This window comes from Pectobacterium versatile (assembly GCF_020166435.1).
Classification (GTDB): Bacteria; Pseudomonadota; Gammaproteobacteria; order Enterobacterales; family Enterobacteriaceae; genus Pectobacterium; species Pectobacterium versatile.
This window is the reverse complement of the sequence record NZ_JAINZP010000003.1, coordinates 110,786-126,733: the sequence shown is the minus strand read 5'-3', so window position 1 is coordinate 126,733 and position 15,948 is coordinate 110,786. Positions and strand designations below refer to the sequence as shown.

Here is a 15,948-nt window from a genome sequence, read left to right as displayed (position 1 = left end):
GTTACACCTCATCCACAGAATGGCCTGCCAGCGCGCGACGGATAGAGGCATCCATACGACGAGCGGCGAATTCCTGGGTTTGTTGATCGACTGTTTTAATCGCGGCTTCAATTGCCACGGGATCGCTTCCCTGCATCATCGTATGCAGGTGTTCAGATGCCGCGACAATGATGCCTTTTTCGTCATGGCTCAATAATTCTGCGTCGGCCACCAGCGCACTTTGCAAGCTTTCCAGCACGCGTGCAGCCTCAACTTTTTGTTCTGCCAGCCGACGTGCACCAACATCTTCCTTCGCATTCAGCATCGAGTCGGTGATCATCGTGGCAATTTCCGTATCGCTCAAACCGTATGACGGTTTAACCTGAATGGATGCCTCAACGCCCGTCGATTTCTCCATCGCCGTCACGCTCAGCAAGCCATCCGCATCGACCTGAAAGGTCACGCGAATGTGAGCCCCACCAGCAGGCAGCGGTGGCAAACCGCGCAGTGAGAAGCGCGCAAGCGAGCGGCAATCCGCCACCATTTCGCGCTCACCCTGCAAGACGTGGATCATCATGCCGCTCTGGCCATCTTTGAAGGTGGTGAATTCCTGTGCGCGGGCAACCGGGATCGTGGTATTGCGCGGAATGATTTTTTCCACCAGCCCGCCCATCGTCTCCAGCCCCAGCGACAAGGGGATCACGTCCAGTAGCAGCATTTCACTGTCTGGCTTGTTGCCCACCAGAATATCAGCCTGAATCGCCGCACCGATAGCCACAACCTTGTCTGGATCGATCGACGTCAACGGCGTGCGGCCAAAAAACGTTCCCACCTGCTCGCGCACTAGTGGAACACGCGTCGATCCGCCCACCATCACGACTTCCAGCACGTCTTCTGCCGTCAGCCCTGCATCTTTCAGCGTACGACGGCAGGACAACAGTGTGCGTTTCACCAGCGGAGCAATCAGCGCATCAAGCTGTTCACGGGTGATATCGCCCTGCCAACCTGCGACATCCACGCGTACTGTCTCGGCGCTGCTTAGCGCAATCTTGGCTTTCACCGCCGCATCACGAAAGGCATGATCCAACTGGCGATCGTCGCGATCGTGAATGCCCGCCTGCTCACGCAACCACTCCGCCAGCAGATGATCGAAATCATCACCGCCCAGCGCAGAATCGCCGCCCGTCGCCAGCACTTCAAAGACGCCACGGCTCAGGCGCAGAATGGAAATATCAAAGGTACCGCCGCCCAGATCGTAAATGGCGATCACACCCTCTTTACCGGAATCCAGCCCGTAGGCAATCGCGGCCGCGGTCGGCTCGTTCAGTAGGCGTAAGACGTGCAGCCCAGCCAGACGTGCCGCATCTTTGGTGCCCTGACGCTGTGCGTCATCGAAATAGGCGGGAACGGTAATCACCACGCCATCAGGCACGCCGCCTAACGCCGCTTCCGCACGCGCAGCCAGCGCGGACAAAATATCCGCCGATACCTGTACAGGATTGAGGTTGCCGGCCGACGTCTGAATCAGCGGCAGGCCGTTATCGCTGGCATGAAAGCGATAGGGTAAATGCGGGTAACGCTGCTGAATATCGTCCAGAGAACGCCCCATCAGGCGTTTAACTGAACTGACGGTATTTTCCAGATCGTGGGCAGCATTGTCGCGCGCGTGCCAGCCGACGCTGTGACCATCGTGACGATAGTGGACAACCGACGGCAGCAGGTCGCGTCCGTCACTATCCGCCAGCGTCTGCGCTTCGCCGCTGCGTACGGTAGCAACAAGAGAATGGGTCGTGCCTAAATCAATACCGACAGCCAGACGGCGCTGGTGTGGTGCGGCGCTAAGGCCGGGCTCACTAATTTGTAATAAGGCCATATTGAGCTTCCATCAATTGGCTGACGAAAAAACCGGTATGGTAATCACCATCGGTTTCCCCGCCGGATTAACCAGTTATCTGTCCAGCAATTGTTCTTCGAGTTCTTCAACCTGTTGCTGGAGCTTGTCTAAAAAGCGTAGCTTGCGCACGGTATCCGCGGCGTCTGTCCACGTCTCATTATCGAGTTCATCACGCATATGCGAACGGCGCTTAACGATCGTTGCCTGCAACCGCTCCGCGAAGGCAGTTAGCGCCTCATCCGCATCGGATCGCTGTGAGATCGTCTCCAACTCTTCGCGCAGTTCCAGCTGTTCCATCAGGAATGCCGTGTCCTTCATCGTATGCTGTTCGTTGTTCACATCAAAACCGTGCAGCGACAGCATATACTCTGCGCGTTTCAGCGGATGCTTGAGCGCCTGATAGGCATTATTGATCGTCGCCGCCTGCTGCACCGCCAGCATGCGCTCGCGCTCTGGGCTGGCAGCATAACGATCAGGATGGAACTGCCGCTGCAAATCCTGAAAACGGGATGCAAGCAGGCCGCCATCCACATCATAGCGAATGGGCAGCCCGAATAACGTAAAGTAATCCATAGTGGTACTCTGGGAGTTCTGGGTAGCAGCGCAGGCCATTAATCGATCGCACGCTCACTACCCAAGAGGGGTCAGACGTTGAAACTTTCGCCGCAACCACATTCGCCGGAAATGTTCGGATTATTGAACTTAAAGCCTTCGTTCAGCCCTTCTTTGACGAAATCCAATTCGGTTCCGTCAAGATAGACCAGACTTTTGCCGTCCACGATGACTTTGACGCCTTTGTCTTCAAAGACCGTATCACCGTCGTTCAAATCATCAACAAACTCCAGCACATACGCCATACCGGAACAGCCGGATGTGCGTACGCCAAGACGCAGCCCAAGGCCTTTGCCCCGGTTTGCGATGAAAGCACTCACGCGTTGTGCCGCACTTTCGCTCAGAGAAATCGACATACTGTTACCTCGATCGTTCGCCACCTCGACGGAATCTGGCACCGAGAGAAACAGTGCCCCGACGAGTTCAGCCGCAGAGATTACTGCGCGTCGCGTTTACTTTTGTAATCCGCAATCGCTGCCTTGATAGCGTCTTCCGCCAGAATGGAGCAGTGAATCTTCACTGGCGGTAGCTCAAGCTCTTCGGCAATCTGCGTGTTCTTAATCGCTTCAGCTTCATTCAGCGATTTGCCTTTTACCCACTCGGTGACCAGCGAGCTGGAGGCAATGGCAGAACCACAACCGTATGTCTTGAAGCGGGCATCTTCGATGATACCCTCATTGTTGACTTTTATCTGCAACTTCATCACATCGCCGCACGCTGGCGCGCCGACCATGCCGCTGCCGATAGACGGATCGGCGTTGTCAAACGAACCCACATTACGTGGGTTTTCATAGTGATCAATTACTTTTTCGCTGTAAGCCATGATAGTCGTCCCCGCTCTGGTGAATTAATGATGCGCCCACTCGATGCTGCTGATATCCACGCCCTGCTTGAACATTTCCCACAGCGGAGAAAGATCGCGCAGACGACCGATAGATTTACGTACCAGCTCGATGGTGTAGTCGATCTCTTCTTCGGTGGTGAAACGTCCCAGCGAGAAACGGATCGAGCTATGTGCCAGCTCATCATTCATGCCCAGCGCACGTAACACGTAGGAGGGCTCCAGACTGGCCGACGTACAGGCAGAACCGGACGATACCGCCAGATCCTTGAGCGCCATAATCAGCGATTCACCTTCAACATAGTTGAAGCTGACGTTCAGGATAGTGGGCACGCCCTGCTCGATGTCACCATTCAGGTAGACTTCTTCAATATCATTAATACCGTTCCACAGACGATCGCGCAGCGCACGCAGGCGATCCATTTCTGCAGTCATCTCTTCTTTTGCGATGCGGTAGGCTTCACCCATACCGACAATTTGGTGCACAGGCAAAGTGCCAGAACGCATACCGCGCTCATGGCCGCCGCCGTGCATCTGCGCTTCGAGACGAATACGGGGTTTACGACGAACATACAGTGCCCCGATCCCTTTCGGCCCATAGATTTTATGGCCGGAGAAAGACATCAGATCCACTTTTAACTGGTTGAGATCGATAGGCAGCTTGCCTACGCTCTGCGTGGCATCAACATGGAACACGATGCCCCGGCTACGGCACATTTCACCGATAGCAGCGATATCCTGCACAACGCCGATTTCATTGTTGACGTGCATGATGGAAACCAGAATGGTGTCCTCACGCATTGCCGCTTCGAGTTCAGCCAGATCGATAATACCGTTGCGCTGTGGGGCCAGATAAGTCACCTCAAAGCCTTCGCGTTCGAGTTGACGACAGGTATCCAGCACGGCTTTGTGTTCGGTCTTACTGGTGATGATGTGCTTACCCTTCTTCTGATAGAAGTTGGCAACACCTTTAATTGCGAGGTTATCGGCTTCGGTCGCGCCTGACGTGAAGACGATCTCACGTGGGTCGGCACCAACCAGTTCAGCAATTTGGTTACGGGCGATATCAACCGCCTCTTCCGCCTGCCAGCCAAAACGGTGGGAACGGGAAGCCGGATTACCGAACGTACCGTCCAACGTCAAACACTGCATCATTTTCTCAGCGACGCGCGGGTCAACCGGCGTGGTAGCTGAATAATCAAGATAGATAGGTAACTTCATTGCTCATAAACTCCGTACATCACTTCAAAACGTACAATGCGTTTTGTTTTATTGACAGGTTGTTTATACCCGCAACCTCTCGGGCCAATGCAAAAAATCTGACGATGTTATCGTTGGAACAATTTATCGTCGGAACAACACCGTGACAGTCGGATTAACACCAACACCACATTGGGCAATGTGGTCAGGATTATGCGGCTATCAGAAAGGCAAAACGTGACGAGTAAGAGTTACTCGTCACGTTGAAGGTATATTAGGCGCGCAGGTTAACGTTAATCGTTTCCTGGATACGTCCATTGGCAGTGCGGCGCGTGTCAGCATCCTGACGATCCGCAACGTTCAGTACTTCCTTATTGTTCACCAGCTCATCCAGCGTGATGTTATTCAGGAAGTCGGTAATACGGTCGCTCAGATCGCGCCACAGCGTGTGCGTCAGGCAGCGATCGCCACCCTGGCAGCCTTCGCGGCCTTGGCAACGCGTTGCATCAACAGATTCATCGACAGCCGAAATGACCATACCAACAGCGATTTCATTCGCGTTTTTACCCAGCAGGTAACCGCCACCCGGGCCACGAACGCTGGCAACCAGTCCGTTCTTACGCAAGCGTGAAAACAGCTGCTCCAGATAAGACAGTGAAATACCCTGGCGTTCAGAAATATCCGCCAATGGAACCGGTCCTTCCTGGGAGTGCAGAGCCACATCGAGCATGGCGGTAACGGCGTAACGGCCTTTGGATGTCAGTCTCATGATAGTGGTACCTGTAGATAAAACATGTATTATGAAAACATGTATTGGCAGAACATACCGCGAGTCTGACATTCCCGAGTGTTTTAGTCAACTATTTAACCGAGTAAAATACTCAAGTATTATTCGTCGTGTGTTTTTTGTACCGAACTCAGTATCCCACGCAGGATATTCAGTTCCTGACTTTCAGGCCTGGCGCGAGTAAACAGGCGACGCAGTTTGTTCATCACCTGCCCTTGATGTGCCGGTCGGATAAATCCGGTTTGCAGCAGCGTCTGTTCAAGATGCTGATAAAATCGCTCCAGATCGTCGACCAGCGGGTACGGCGATTCTTCGTGTTCCGGCTGCCCAGCCTGTAAGCGATCCAAATGCGCGATGCGCACTTCATAAGCAATGATCTGTACCGCCATCGCCAGATTGAGCGAGCTGTATTCCGGATTAGCGGGAATTGCCACGTGGTAATGGCATTTCTGAAGCTCCTCATTCGTCAGCCCCACGCGTTCACGACCAAACACCAGCGCGACTGGCGCGTGTTCCGCTTCCTGCGCGCTACGAATGCCGCACTCACGCGGTTCCAGCATCGGCCAGGGTAAGGTTCGAGAACGTGCGCTGGTGCCGACGACCAAACCACACCCTTCGAGCGCCTGATCGAACGAATCCACAATGGTGGCATTGCCGATAACATCGCTGGCACCTGCCGCCAACGCAATTGCCTGCGAATCAGGCTTCACCAATGGGTTGACTAAATAAAGTTTGCTTAATCCCATGGTTTTCATCGCCCTGGCCACTGACCCCATATTGCCAGTGTGCGACGTTTCAACCAGAACAATGCGAATATTGTCTAACATATGTACTCTATTGTGCGAAAGGAAGTCGTGCGAAAAGGAAACCGCCGTACTCTAACACAAACTTCGCTATTTGACTTTTCTCCTGCTATACTCTGCGCCGCTTTCCGTTCTTTAACATTCCAGTGGACCGATACCATGCATCCGATGCTCAACATCGCTATACGCGCTGCGCGTAAAGCCGGTAATTTAATTGCCAAAAACTATGAAACGCCAGACGCCGTCGAAGCTAGCCAGAAAGGCAGCAACGATTTTGTGACCAACGTTGATCGGGATGCAGAACGTCTGATCGTTGAAGTCATCCGTAAGTCTTACCCACAGCACACCATTATTGGTGAAGAATGTGGCGAGCTGGTTGGCGAAGATCCGGCAGTACAATGGGTTATCGATCCTCTGGATGGCACCACCAACTTCATCAAACGTTTACCCCACTTCGCTGTTTCTATCGCGGTCCGCATTAAAGGCCGTACCGAAGTTGCCGTTGTTTACGATCCTATGCGCAATGAGCTATTTAGTGCCACCCGTGGTCAGGGCGCACAATTGAACGGCTACCGTCTGCGCAGCAGCACTGCCCGCGATCTTGAAGGCGCCGTACTGGCAACAGGCTTCCCCTTCAAATTAAAACAGCACAGCAAAAGTTACATCAACGTCATCAGCGCGCTGTTCACTCATTGTGCAGATTTCCGTCGCACGGGTTCTGCGGCACTGGATCTGGCCTATGTGGCCTCGGGTCGCGTTGACGGTTTCTTTGAGATCGGCCTGAAGCCATGGGATTTTGCCGGTGGCGAATTACTGGTACGTGAAGCAGGCGGGATCGTGACGGACTTCGTTGGCGGCCATAACTATCTAACATCTGGCAATCTGGTTGCAGGCAACCCGCGTGTGGTGAAATCCATTCTGGGCACTATCCGTGAAGAACTGAGCGACGCGCTGAAACGCTAATCTCAACCGACTCCGGCCCACTTACATAAAAATGAAACAGGGCCGGAGTTGTTATTTTTCTTTACATATGAATCCTGTATACGCATTGTTTATCCTTATACGATAATAACTATCAAACTCATTACACTGATAGATTGTGAACTAGGATCGCCACCATGTTAAGAAAATCAGTAAGATCGTTCTTGCTAACTACACTCTTCACCGCTCCCCTTTTCAGCTACGCCACCCAGTATCCTCTTACTGTCACCGATTTCGACGGCAGAAGTGTCACCATTAAACAAGAACCACAGCGTGTCATTCTGCAAGACGGGCGCGATATTATGGCAATGGCATTGCTTGACCGCGATAATCCCTTTCAGCGTCTGGTCGCCTGGAACAATCTGGCGAAAAAACAGGACACCGCAACCTGGGATATGCTGAAAGGAAAATGGCCACAGTCCGTCGGTATTCTAGACATGGGATTCAGTGACAAAGGCAACGTTGATCTGGAAAGCGTGCTGTCAAAACAGCCAGATCTGATGATTGCCCAGTTGCGTGCCAAAGCAGCGCTGATGGAAAGTGGCGTGGTCGACAAGCTCAGCGCGCTGAACATTCCTGTACTGTTTGTCGATTATGAAATCAATCCGGCTAAAGATACGGCACCCAGTATCGACCTGCTGGGTAAAGTTCTGAACCGTGAAGCCAATGCCAAAGCGTATACCGATTTTTATCGTCAACACTTCGATGCTATTCAGCAGAAAACCGCTGCAATCACCCCGAAACCCAGCGTCTTTATTGAAGCCATCGCCGGCAATTCCGATTCCTGCTGCTTCACGCACGGCCACAATGGTTGGGGCGGATTGATTGAATCCGTCGGCGCAAAAAATATTGGCTCGGATCTACTGCCGGGCGCATCAGGCTTTGTCTCGCTGGAAAAAATTATCAGCATGAAACCTGACGCCTACATCATGACAGGCTCTAAACGCGGCAACAGTCAGGTGCTACCATTAGGCTATGGTGCCAATGTCGAAGACGTTCGCGCCCAGGCTAATGTGCTGCTAAGTCGCACTGGTATTAGCCAGATTCCGGCGGTTCAGGCTAAGCACGTCTATGGCATTTACCACCATTTCTACAATCATCCCTACAACATTGTCGGTATGGAATATCTGGCAAAGGATATTTATCCTCAGACGTTTACCAACCTGAACCCTGATGATACATATCGCCATATCATTCAAAGTTTTACCTCGCTGCCTGACAGTAACTTTATCTTTGCCTGGAAACAAGGTGAGTAATTTTTCATGAGTACAACCACTGAACTGAGTATCCGCAATACTGCTACGGATGCCAACACCGTTATGGACAACTATCGCGGCATCATTCGACGCCGCGTGGGTGTGATGGCGATACTGCTGTTGATCATCATCGGCTCGTTGTTGCTGGATTTCACGATGGGGCCTTCAGGGCTGACGCTTGATGTACTTTGGCAGACGCTGACCGATCCGGCCAGCGCCGATGCCGGTACGCGCGTGATCGTCTGGGATATTCGTCTGCCTTACGCGCTGATGGCTATCGTTGTCGGACTGTCACTTGGTCTGGCCGGTGCAGAAATGCAAACTATCCTGAACAACCCGCTGGCCAGTCCATTTACGCTCGGCGTTTCTTCCGCCGCCGCATTCGGCGCTGCGCTGGCTATCGTCCTCGGTATCGGTATCCCCGGTATTCCGGCTCAGTGGTTTATCTCCGCAAACGCCTTTATCTTTGCGCTGCTGGCAGCGTTGCTGCTTGATGGCATTACCCGCTGGACGCAGGTCGCGACCTCCGGCGTCGTGCTGTTCGGTATCGCGCTGGTGTTCACCTTCAACGCGCTGGTATCCATGCTCCAGTTCATCGCCAACGAAGACACGCTACAAGGTCTGGTTTTCTGGACGATGGGTAGTCTGGCCCGAGCCTCGTGGGAAAAACTGGGTATCCTGCTGCTGGTGCTGGCTATCGTGATGCCAATTTCGCTAATGAGCTCATGGAAACTGACCGCGCTGCGATTGGGTGAAGATCGCGCCGTTAGTTTTGGTATTAACGTCCGCCGTCTGCGTCTGGCGACGCTGCTGCGCATCAGTATTTTGTCCGCCATTTCGGTCGCATTTGTTGGCCCCATCGGCTTTATCGGTCTGGTTGCTCCGCATATCGCACGTATGATTTTCGGTGAAGACCACCGCTTCTATCTGCCTGCCAGTGCGTTAACTGGCGCGCTGGTGCTGTCGATGGCATCCGTTGCCTCGAAAAACCTCATCCCCGGCGTCATTATCCCAGTCGGGATCGTCACATCACTGGTTGGCGTCCCCTTCTTCCTGAGTATTATCCTGCGCCACAGAGGAAACGTATGAACCAGCAAACCTCTTCTGGGTTACGCCTTTCCCACTTTCGCGCCGGTTACCCCAAGCGTCAGGTGATTCGCGATCTGTCCGTACCGCAGTTGCCGCGCGGGAAAATTACCGTGCTGCTTGGCCCCAACGGCAGCGGTAAATCAACGCTGTTGCGTGCGATGGCAGGTCTGAATGCTTCCGAAGGCGAACTGTGGTTGGATGACGCCAACCTGATGGCGTTACCTTTTGCTCAGCGGGCGGAAAAAGTCGTTTATTTGCCGCAATCCTTGCCAGCCGGCGTTCACCTGCACGTGCTGGAATCGATTATCGTCGCACAGCGCGCGTCAGGCGGCATGCACAACGCCGAAAAGCAGGATGAAGTAATGAGCCTGCTGCGTCAGTTAGGCATTGAACATCTGGCGTTGAGCTATCTCGATCAGCTCTCCGGCGGACAGAAACAGCTGGTTGGTTTAGCACAATCGCTGATCCGTCAACCTTCGCTGCTCCTGCTGGACGAACCGCTTAGCGCACTCGATCTGAACTATCAGTTTCACGTGATGGATTTGGTACGTAAAGAAACGCGCAAGCGCAACATCATCACCGTCGTGGTAGTGCATGACATCAATATCGCGCTACGTCATGGCGACCATGTATTGATGCTGCAAAACGGTAATTTGATTGCCAATGGCGCACCGGCCGAGGTGATTAGTCCTGAAAGCCTGTCAGCGGTCTATGGCGTACGCGGACGCATCGAGCGTTGCTCGCAGGGCGTGCCGCAGGTGATTATCGACGGGTTGGTCAGCGAACCCACTATTTAAGCCCTCGCTGGTCGAGCAGACGGTGAGGTTCCTTCACCGTCTGTTTATCGTTTCTCACTACGCTGGCAATGGCTCATCGCGTAGGAATGGTACAGACAACCACCTCATCGGGATTTAATTTACCCAACAAACATCGACTACCCCGCAAACTGCCGGAACAGTGCTTTACCGCGCAAGAGTCGTAGCCCCAGCCAGCCGCCGCAGAGAGACAGAAGGAACGCTGCGATTAACGGCAGTGCTATCCACATCCCGATATTCGGTTCCCAGGCAAAGTTAAAGACCTTACGCTGCAACAGCCACAGGGCCGATTCTGCGCCAATCGCCGCAGCGGTTCCCGCAACCAGACCCAGCACCGCGAATTCACACCACAGCGTGGTGCGCAGCAGGCGTAAACCAGCTCCCAGCGTGCGGTATACCATCAGTTCCTGACGTCGCTGACGCATCCCGACCTGAATCTGAGCCAGCAACAGCAGCACGCCACAGAACAGCACCAGGATGACCATAATCTCCAGCGCGCGACTCACCTGCTGCAAGACCTGCCCAACCTGACGCAGAATACTACCGATATCCAGCACGCTCACTGTCGGGAACTGGCGGTTCAGCTGCGTAATCATCTTCTCATCGCCATCGTAGCGGAAGCTGGTCAGCCAAGACTGTGGCTGGTTATCCAACGCTCCCACGGGGAAAATAAAGAAGAAATTCGGACGCAGGCTTTCCCAATCTACCTGACGGAAACTGGTCACCGTGGCGCTAAACGGCTGCGTGTCGCCAGTGAAGGTCAGCGTATCGCCAATCTTGATGCCCATCTCTTTGGCTTCTTTTGCTTCCATCGAGACTTCACCCGTCTTCGGCGCTTCGCCTTCCACCAACACATTGTGTTGCGGGATCCCGTTCATCCAGGTCAGATTCAGCTCACGGTTCACCGTGTTGCCGCCCGGATCATCCTCGTGGATCACTTCCGTAGCAACCTGCTGATTAATCTCCGTCAGGCGCGCACGAATAATCGGGAAGAACTGCTCTGGCGTCACGTCATGCTGAGAGAGAAACTCCCTCACCTGCGGCACCTGTTCCGCCGTGATATTCAGCAGGAAATAGTTCGGGCTGCCCGGCGGCAACTGCTGTTGCCAGCGTTCCAGTAAATCACCGCGCATCACCAGCAGCAGCGCTAATAGCATGAAGGACAACGAAAACGCCGCCAGTTGGCTGAGTGTCGACCACGGCTGACGCAGCAGGCGATTAATCGCCAGACGCAACGCCAGTCGTTTAACCGTCAAACGCCGTAACAGCAGCAGACCGCCCCAGCCAATGACACCCAGCAGTAGCGACAGCACCGCCACACCGCCGAGCAGCGACCACAGCAGCACGCCGCCACCGGACAACACCGCTAGCAGGCCGACGACAATAATCAGGACAATCGGCAGGTAATAGCGCAGCGGCCACACGTCCGCCACCACATCCTGACGCAAAACGCGCAGCGGCTGTGTCGCCAGTAGCAGTCGATACGGACGCAGCCCAACCAGCAACGAGATCAGCACCAGCGATCCCAGCGCCCATACCCACGGCCACAGCCCGGATGCAGGCAATGCGGCGGGTAGCACCGGAGCCAACATTTTCATCAGCAGCGCCTCAAACCCAAGGCCGAGCACGCTACCGCAAACCGCCGCCAGACCCAGTACAGAAAGCCACTGCCCGATAATTAATCGCCTCAGCGCTTGTTTGCCGGCTCCCAGCGTTTTCAGAATAGCGACCAAATCATAGCGGCTGCGGCAGTAGTGCCCCATCGCCACCGCGACCGCAGCAATAGACAGCAACAGCGTCAGCAGCGCCGACAGCAACAGGAACTGCTGCGACCGCTTTAACGACTGGCTCAGCGCACCTTCGGAATCTTCCATGCCATACCAGCGCTGATCGGGCTTGAGCTGTGGCTTGATGAAGTTGCTAAATTCGCTAATTTGCTTCTCATTGCCAGAAAACATGTAGCGCCAGGTAATACGGCCCCCCGGCTGAATCGCCCCCGTTTTCTCGACATCGTCCAGATTCATCAGAATACGTGGAGCAGTCTCAAACGGATTGAAGCCGGAATCCGGTTCCTGAATCAGTTCACCGCTGATACGCAGCGAGGTATCGCCGACATCCAGCATGTCACCGACTTTCAGCCCAAGTAACGCCAGCAGGCGCGGAGCCACCAGCACCGTTCCCGCTTCTGCATGCAGCCCTTCAGGGCGCGTCTGCAAATTGCCGTACAGCGGATAACGCTGGTCGGTCGCTTTAACCTGCGCCAGCTGCGGTGTATCGCCCGCGAACGTCATGGTCATGAAAGAAATCTGGCGACTGAGCGTCAGCCCGCGCTGCTGCGCGTCTAAAAGCCAGTCTTCCGCGACGGGTCGCGACGCACGCAGCACGCGGTCGCCCGCCAGAAAATCACGGCTCTGCTGGCTGAGCCCTTTTTCCATGCGGTCGCTAATCGTACCCAGCGCCAGCACGCAGGCCACGGCCAGCGTTAGCGCCAGCCAGACAATCAATAAGGAAGGAGAGCGCCATTCGCGCCAGAACCATCGCCAGCTCATGCGTCCTCCCGCAGCTTGCCGTCGACTAACCGCAGGCGTCGCTCGCAGCGGGCCGCCAGTTGCTCATCGTGCGTCACCAGAATCAGCGTGGTGGCATAATCGCGATTGAGGGAAAACAGCAGATCAACAATGCGCTCACCGGTTTTACGATCCAGATTCCCAGTAGGTTCATCGGCAAACAAGACGTTAGGACGACCGCTGAACGCGCGAGCCAACGCCACACGCTGCTGCTCACCGCCGGAAAGCTGAGCGGGAAGATGATGTAAGCGCTCACCCAACCCAAGCTGCTGTAAAAGCTGTTCAGCCTGTCCACGACTGTGGCTGTCGCTTTCACCGCGCAACAATGCGGGTAACTGTACGTTCTCCAACGCATTCAGCGTCGGCACCAGCATGAAAGACTGAAAGACGAAACCGACATGCTGGGCACGGAGCGCCGCACGGCCTTCTTCATCCAGTGCGCTCAGCGATTTGCCCATCAGGCTAACGTCACCTTCGGTGCCATCATCCAGACCAGCCAGAATCCCCAGTAACGTCGATTTCCCCGAACCGGATTCACCAATCAGGGCAATTGTCTGCGCAGGTTTGACAATAAGCTCAACTCCGGTAAGGATGGAAAGCCGATTTTCTCCTTGACCAACGTGCTTACTAAGATGATGAACTTCAAGAATGTTTTCTACGTGCGCAGTTTTGCTTGGCGTAGCACTCGCTGGGCTGGTCTTCGCAAACATGTTTTCGTCCTTTTGCTTCTGGGATTATGCAGCGTACGCGCTTTCGCCGCTGACACATTATTAATTCTGGGCGATAGCCTCAGTGCGGGCTATCAGATGCCGATCGCTAACGCGTGGCCAACGCTATTGAACACGCAGTGGCAGACGCAGAAAAAAGGCGTCGCGGTGGTTAACGCCAGCATTAGCGGCGATACCACCGCACAAGCGCTAGCGCGTCTTCCTGCCCTGCTGAAACAGCATCAGCCGCGTTGGGTGTTGATTGAACTGGGCGGCAATGACGGTCTTCGGGGATTTCCAGCAGCCAACATCGAGCAGGATCTGGCGAAAATCATCACGCTGGTCAAACAGGCTAATGCCCAACCGTTGCTCATGCAGGTTCGTTTGCCGACCAACTATGGCCGCCGCTACACCGAGTCATTCAGCAATATCTACCCCAAACTCGCGGAGCAGTTTGCGCTTCCTCTGCTGCCTTTCTTTATGGAGCAGGTGTATCTTAAACCGGAGTGGATGATGGAAGATGGCATCCATCCAACCCGGGATGCCCAACCGTTTATCGCAGACTGGATGGCGAAGCAGCTGGAACCCTTAGTTAACCATGAGTCTTAATAAATAGGCTTTTGAATTAGGTAAAGTTATGCAAAAAACGGTCTTCATTACGGGTTGCTCCAGCGGTATTGGCCTGATTGCCGCTCAGGATCTGCAAAAACGCGGCTATCGCGTGATTGCGGCCTGCCGTCGCGCAGAGGATGTGGCGCGTCTGACCACGCTGGGTTTGGAAGCGATTACGCTCGATCTGGATGACAGCGCCAGCGTGGAACAAGCCGCGGCGGAGGTGATCAGACTGGCCGATAATCGCCTGTACGGCTTGTTTAATAACGCTGGATATGGCCTGTATGGCCCGTTGAATACCATTTCGCGCCAGCAGCTCGAACAGCAGTTTTCCAGCAACCTGTTCGGCACGCATCAGCTCACACAGCTATTATTACCCGCGATGCTGCCGCATGGTGAAGGCCGTATCATCCAGACCAGTTCCGTGCTGGGGCTGGTGTCTACACCGGGTCGCGGTGCGTATGCCGCCAGCAAATATGCGCTGGAAGCCTGGTCGGATGCGTTGCGTATGGAATTACACGGCAGCGGCCTGCACGTCAGCCTGATCGAGCCAGGCCCGATCAGCACGCGCTTTACCAATAACGTGGCACAGACGCAGACGGACAAACCGGTCACCAACCCCGGCATCGCTAAACGCTTCACGCTGCCGCCGGAAGCGATCTTGCCGAAGCTCCATCATGCGTTGGAAAGCTCACGGCCAAAATTACGCTATCCCGTGACGCTGGTGGCTCACGCCTTAACCTGGCTGCGTCGTTTGCTACCGGGGTGTCTGCTGGATAAAGTATTACGAGGATAAGGTCGCAGAGGGCGATGTATTGCGCACTCACCTCTGCACAAGGCTTGTAAGTGACACCGACAGGCCCCATCTAAGAGTCAAATGAATTCAAGAAGTAAGAGAGACTACTCATGTTAGAACAACAAGCGACTATCGTTGACGTCAATGAATCCAACCTGCATCAGGTGTTGGAACACTCCACGACACTGCCAGTCCTGTTTTACTTCTGGTCGGGGCGTAGCCAGCACTGCCTGGAGCTGGAACCGGTGCTGGACAAGCTGGCGCAGGAATACGCAGGACAGTTCGTTCTGGCGAAGGTTGACTGTGATGCCGAGCAGCGCGTCGCCGCTCAGTTTGGCCTGCGCTCAATCCCAACCGTGTATCTGTTTAAAGACGGGCAGCCGCTGGATGGTTTTCAGGGTCCACAGCCGGAAGAGGCGATTCGTGAATTGCTGAAACGCGCGCTGCCGAAAGAAGAAGAGCTGAAAGTCGCACAGGCGCAGCAGCTGATTCAGGAAGACAAACTGCCGGAAGCAATGCAACTGCTGAAAGACGCCTGGCAACTCAGCCAGCAGCGCAGTGACATCGGTCTGATGCTGGCGGAAGTGCAGATTCAAATTAAACGCAGTGAAGATGCTGAAGCCGTGTTGGCCACAATTCCTTTGCAAGATCGAGACACGCGCTACCATAGCCTCGTGGCTCAGATTGAATTGCTGAAACAGGCGGCAGACACGCCAGAAATTCAGCATCTACAGCAGCAATTGGACGCCGATCCGCAAAATGCGGATCTCGCGGTACAGCTGGCTCTGCAACTGCATCAGGTCGGCCGTAACGAAGAAGCGCTTGAACTACTGATGGGCTTCCTGAAGAAAGATCTGGCCGTTGCTAACGGCAGCGCACGTAAAACGCTGATGGACATCATGGCCGCCCTCGGCACCAGCGACGCCCTCGCCGCCCGCTACCGCCGCCAGCTCTATTCGTTATTATATTGATTTATCTTGTGAAAAAGGCCAGAACGTTGATTCTGGCC

At 54.5% G+C, this 15,948-nt stretch carries 16 protein-coding genes; 7 read left to right on the top strand and 9 right to left on the bottom strand.

Going from position 1 to position 15,948, the window contains the following annotated elements:
• Position 1: 1 nt before the first annotated feature.
• The 7 genes from hscA to trmJ form a co-directional block, all read right to left on the bottom strand.
• Positions 2 to 1,852, bottom strand: a complete 1,851-nt coding sequence (gene hscA / locus K7X24_RS05420) for a Fe-S protein assembly chaperone HscA (RefSeq protein WP_224553499.1) — start codon at positions 1,850 to 1,852, stop codon at positions 2 to 4.
• A 75-nt stretch (positions 1,853 to 1,927) separates the two neighbouring features.
• Positions 1,928 to 2,446, bottom strand: coding sequence for a co-chaperone HscB (gene hscB / locus K7X24_RS05415; protein ID WP_103862543.1), 519 nt, complete (start codon positions 2,444 to 2,446; stop codon positions 1,928 to 1,930).
• Between the two features lie 71 nt (positions 2,447 to 2,517).
• A complete protein-coding gene (iscA, locus tag K7X24_RS05410) occupies positions 2,518 to 2,841 on the bottom strand; it encodes an iron-sulfur cluster assembly protein IscA (protein ID WP_010307854.1) in 324 nt (107 codons plus the stop codon).
• 80 nt (positions 2,842 to 2,921) lie between these two features.
• Complete coding sequence (gene iscU / locus K7X24_RS05405; RefSeq protein ID WP_005970177.1) at positions 2,922 to 3,308, bottom strand: Fe-S cluster assembly scaffold IscU; 387 nt, start codon at positions 3,306 to 3,308, stop codon at positions 2,922 to 2,924.
• A 24-nt stretch (positions 3,309 to 3,332) separates the two neighbouring features.
• Entirely contained in the window at positions 3,333 to 4,547 is a 1,215-nt protein-coding gene (locus K7X24_RS05400) for an IscS subfamily cysteine desulfurase (protein WP_103862544.1), read from the bottom strand.
• Positions 4,548 to 4,800: 253 nt separating this feature from the next.
• Positions 4,801 to 5,295, bottom strand: coding sequence for a Fe-S cluster assembly transcriptional regulator IscR (gene iscR, locus K7X24_RS05395; protein ID WP_039306127.1), 495 nt, complete (start codon positions 5,293 to 5,295; stop codon positions 4,801 to 4,803).
• 119 nt (positions 5,296 to 5,414) lie between these two features.
• The gene (gene trmJ, locus K7X24_RS05390) at positions 5,415 to 6,140 is read right to left on the bottom strand and encodes a tRNA (cytosine(32)/uridine(32)-2'-O)-methyltransferase TrmJ (protein WP_010307858.1); all 726 of its coding nucleotides are present in this window, start codon (positions 6,138 to 6,140) and stop codon (positions 5,415 to 5,417) included.
• A 135-nt stretch (positions 6,141 to 6,275) separates the two neighbouring features.
• On the opposite strand from trmJ, the gene suhB reads away from it, so the two are divergent.
• From suhB to K7X24_RS05370, 4 genes are all read left to right on the top strand, one after another.
• Positions 6,276 to 7,079 carry an inositol-1-monophosphatase gene (gene suhB / locus K7X24_RS05385; RefSeq protein ID WP_224553496.1) on the top strand — a complete coding sequence of 268 codons (804 nt, stop codon included), beginning with the start codon at positions 6,276 to 6,278 and terminating at the stop codon, positions 7,077 to 7,079.
• Between the two features lie 155 nt (positions 7,080 to 7,234).
• Positions 7,235 to 8,353, top strand: coding sequence for an ABC transporter substrate-binding protein (locus tag K7X24_RS05380; protein WP_224553495.1), 1,119 nt, complete (start codon positions 7,235 to 7,237; stop codon positions 8,351 to 8,353).
• Between the two features lie 6 nt (positions 8,354 to 8,359).
• Positions 8,360 to 9,442: a FecCD family ABC transporter permease gene (locus K7X24_RS05375; protein ID WP_224553493.1), complete on the top strand. Its 1,083-nt coding sequence runs from the start codon at positions 8,360 to 8,362 to the stop codon at positions 9,440 to 9,442.
• Positions 9,439 to 10,239 (top strand): ABC transporter ATP-binding protein, encoded by an 801-nt coding sequence (locus K7X24_RS05370; protein ID WP_103971502.1) that lies wholly within the window; start codon positions 9,439 to 9,441, stop codon positions 10,237 to 10,239. The genes K7X24_RS05375 and K7X24_RS05370 overlap by 4 nt, the downstream gene beginning before the upstream one ends.
• A gap of 137 nt (positions 10,240 to 10,376) precedes the next feature.
• Here K7X24_RS05370 and ybbP read toward each other — a convergent pair whose 3' ends face one another.
• Together ybbP and ybbA are read right to left on the bottom strand one after the other, a co-directional pair.
• A complete protein-coding gene (gene ybbP, locus K7X24_RS05365; protein ID WP_224553490.1) occupies positions 10,377 to 12,806 on the bottom strand; it encodes a putative ABC transporter permease subunit YbbP in 2,430 nt (809 codons plus the stop codon).
• Positions 12,803 to 13,534 (bottom strand): putative ABC transporter ATP-binding protein YbbA, encoded by a 732-nt coding sequence (ybbA, locus tag K7X24_RS05360; RefSeq protein ID WP_010307452.1) that lies wholly within the window; start codon positions 13,532 to 13,534, stop codon positions 12,803 to 12,805. The genes ybbP and ybbA overlap by 4 nt, the downstream gene beginning before the upstream one ends.
• Here ybbA and tesA point away from each other — a divergent pair.
• From tesA to K7X24_RS05345, 3 genes are all read left to right on the top strand, one after another.
• A complete protein-coding gene (gene tesA, locus K7X24_RS05355) occupies positions 13,457 to 14,140 on the top strand; it encodes a multifunctional acyl-CoA thioesterase I/protease I/lysophospholipase L1 (protein ID WP_072036803.1) in 684 nt (227 codons plus the stop codon). The two genes, ybbA and tesA, sit on opposite strands and share 78 nt — an antisense overlap.
• A 28-nt stretch (positions 14,141 to 14,168) precedes the next feature.
• Complete coding sequence (locus tag K7X24_RS05350) at positions 14,169 to 14,939, top strand: SDR family oxidoreductase (RefSeq protein WP_224553488.1); 771 nt, start codon at positions 14,169 to 14,171, stop codon at positions 14,937 to 14,939.
• 110 nt (positions 14,940 to 15,049) lie between these two features.
• On the top strand, positions 15,050 to 15,910 hold the full coding sequence (locus K7X24_RS05345) for a co-chaperone YbbN (protein WP_010307439.1): 861 nt from the start codon (positions 15,050 to 15,052) through the stop codon (positions 15,908 to 15,910).
• Positions 15,911 to 15,948: the final 38 nt, after the last annotated feature.

Coding starts and splice junctions, on each gene's coding strand:
- hscA (WP_224553499.1), bottom strand. CDS start 1,852: ATGGCCTTATTACAAATTAGTGAGCCCGGCCTTAGCGCCGCACCACAC.
- iscU (WP_005970177.1), bottom strand. CDS start 3,308: ATGGCTTACAGCGAAAAAGTAATTGATCACTATGAAAACCCACGTAAT.
- iscA (WP_010307854.1), bottom strand. CDS start 2,841: ATGTCGATTTCTCTGAGCGAAAGTGCGGCACAACGCGTGAGTGCTTTC.
- hscB (WP_103862543.1), bottom strand. CDS start 2,446: ATGGATTACTTTACGTTATTCGGGCTGCCCATTCGCTATGATGTGGAT.
- tesA (WP_072036803.1), top strand. CDS start 13,457: ATGATGAACTTCAAGAATGTTTTCTACGTGCGCAGTTTTGCTTGGCGT.
- iscR (WP_039306127.1), bottom strand. CDS start 5,295: ATGAGACTGACATCCAAAGGCCGTTACGCCGTTACCGCCATGCTCGAT.
- K7X24_RS05380 (WP_224553495.1), top strand. CDS start 7,235: ATGTTAAGAAAATCAGTAAGATCGTTCTTGCTAACTACACTCTTCACC.
- ybbP (WP_224553490.1), bottom strand. CDS start 12,806: ATGAGCTGGCGATGGTTCTGGCGCGAATGGCGCTCTCCTTCCTTATTG.
- K7X24_RS05350 (WP_224553488.1), top strand. CDS start 14,169: ATGCAAAAAACGGTCTTCATTACGGGTTGCTCCAGCGGTATTGGCCTG.
- K7X24_RS05375 (WP_224553493.1), top strand. CDS start 8,360: ATGAGTACAACCACTGAACTGAGTATCCGCAATACTGCTACGGATGCC.
- trmJ (WP_010307858.1), bottom strand. CDS start 6,140: ATGTTAGACAATATTCGCATTGTTCTGGTTGAAACGTCGCACACTGGC.
- K7X24_RS05400 (WP_103862544.1), bottom strand. CDS start 4,547: ATGAAGTTACCTATCTATCTTGATTATTCAGCTACCACGCCGGTTGAC.
- suhB (WP_224553496.1), top strand. CDS start 6,276: ATGCATCCGATGCTCAACATCGCTATACGCGCTGCGCGTAAAGCCGGT.
- K7X24_RS05345 (WP_010307439.1), top strand. CDS start 15,050: ATGTTAGAACAACAAGCGACTATCGTTGACGTCAATGAATCCAACCTG.
- ybbA (WP_010307452.1), bottom strand. CDS start 13,534: ATGTTTGCGAAGACCAGCCCAGCGAGTGCTACGCCAAGCAAAACTGCG.
- K7X24_RS05370 (WP_103971502.1), top strand. CDS start 9,439: ATGAACCAGCAAACCTCTTCTGGGTTACGCCTTTCCCACTTTCGCGCC.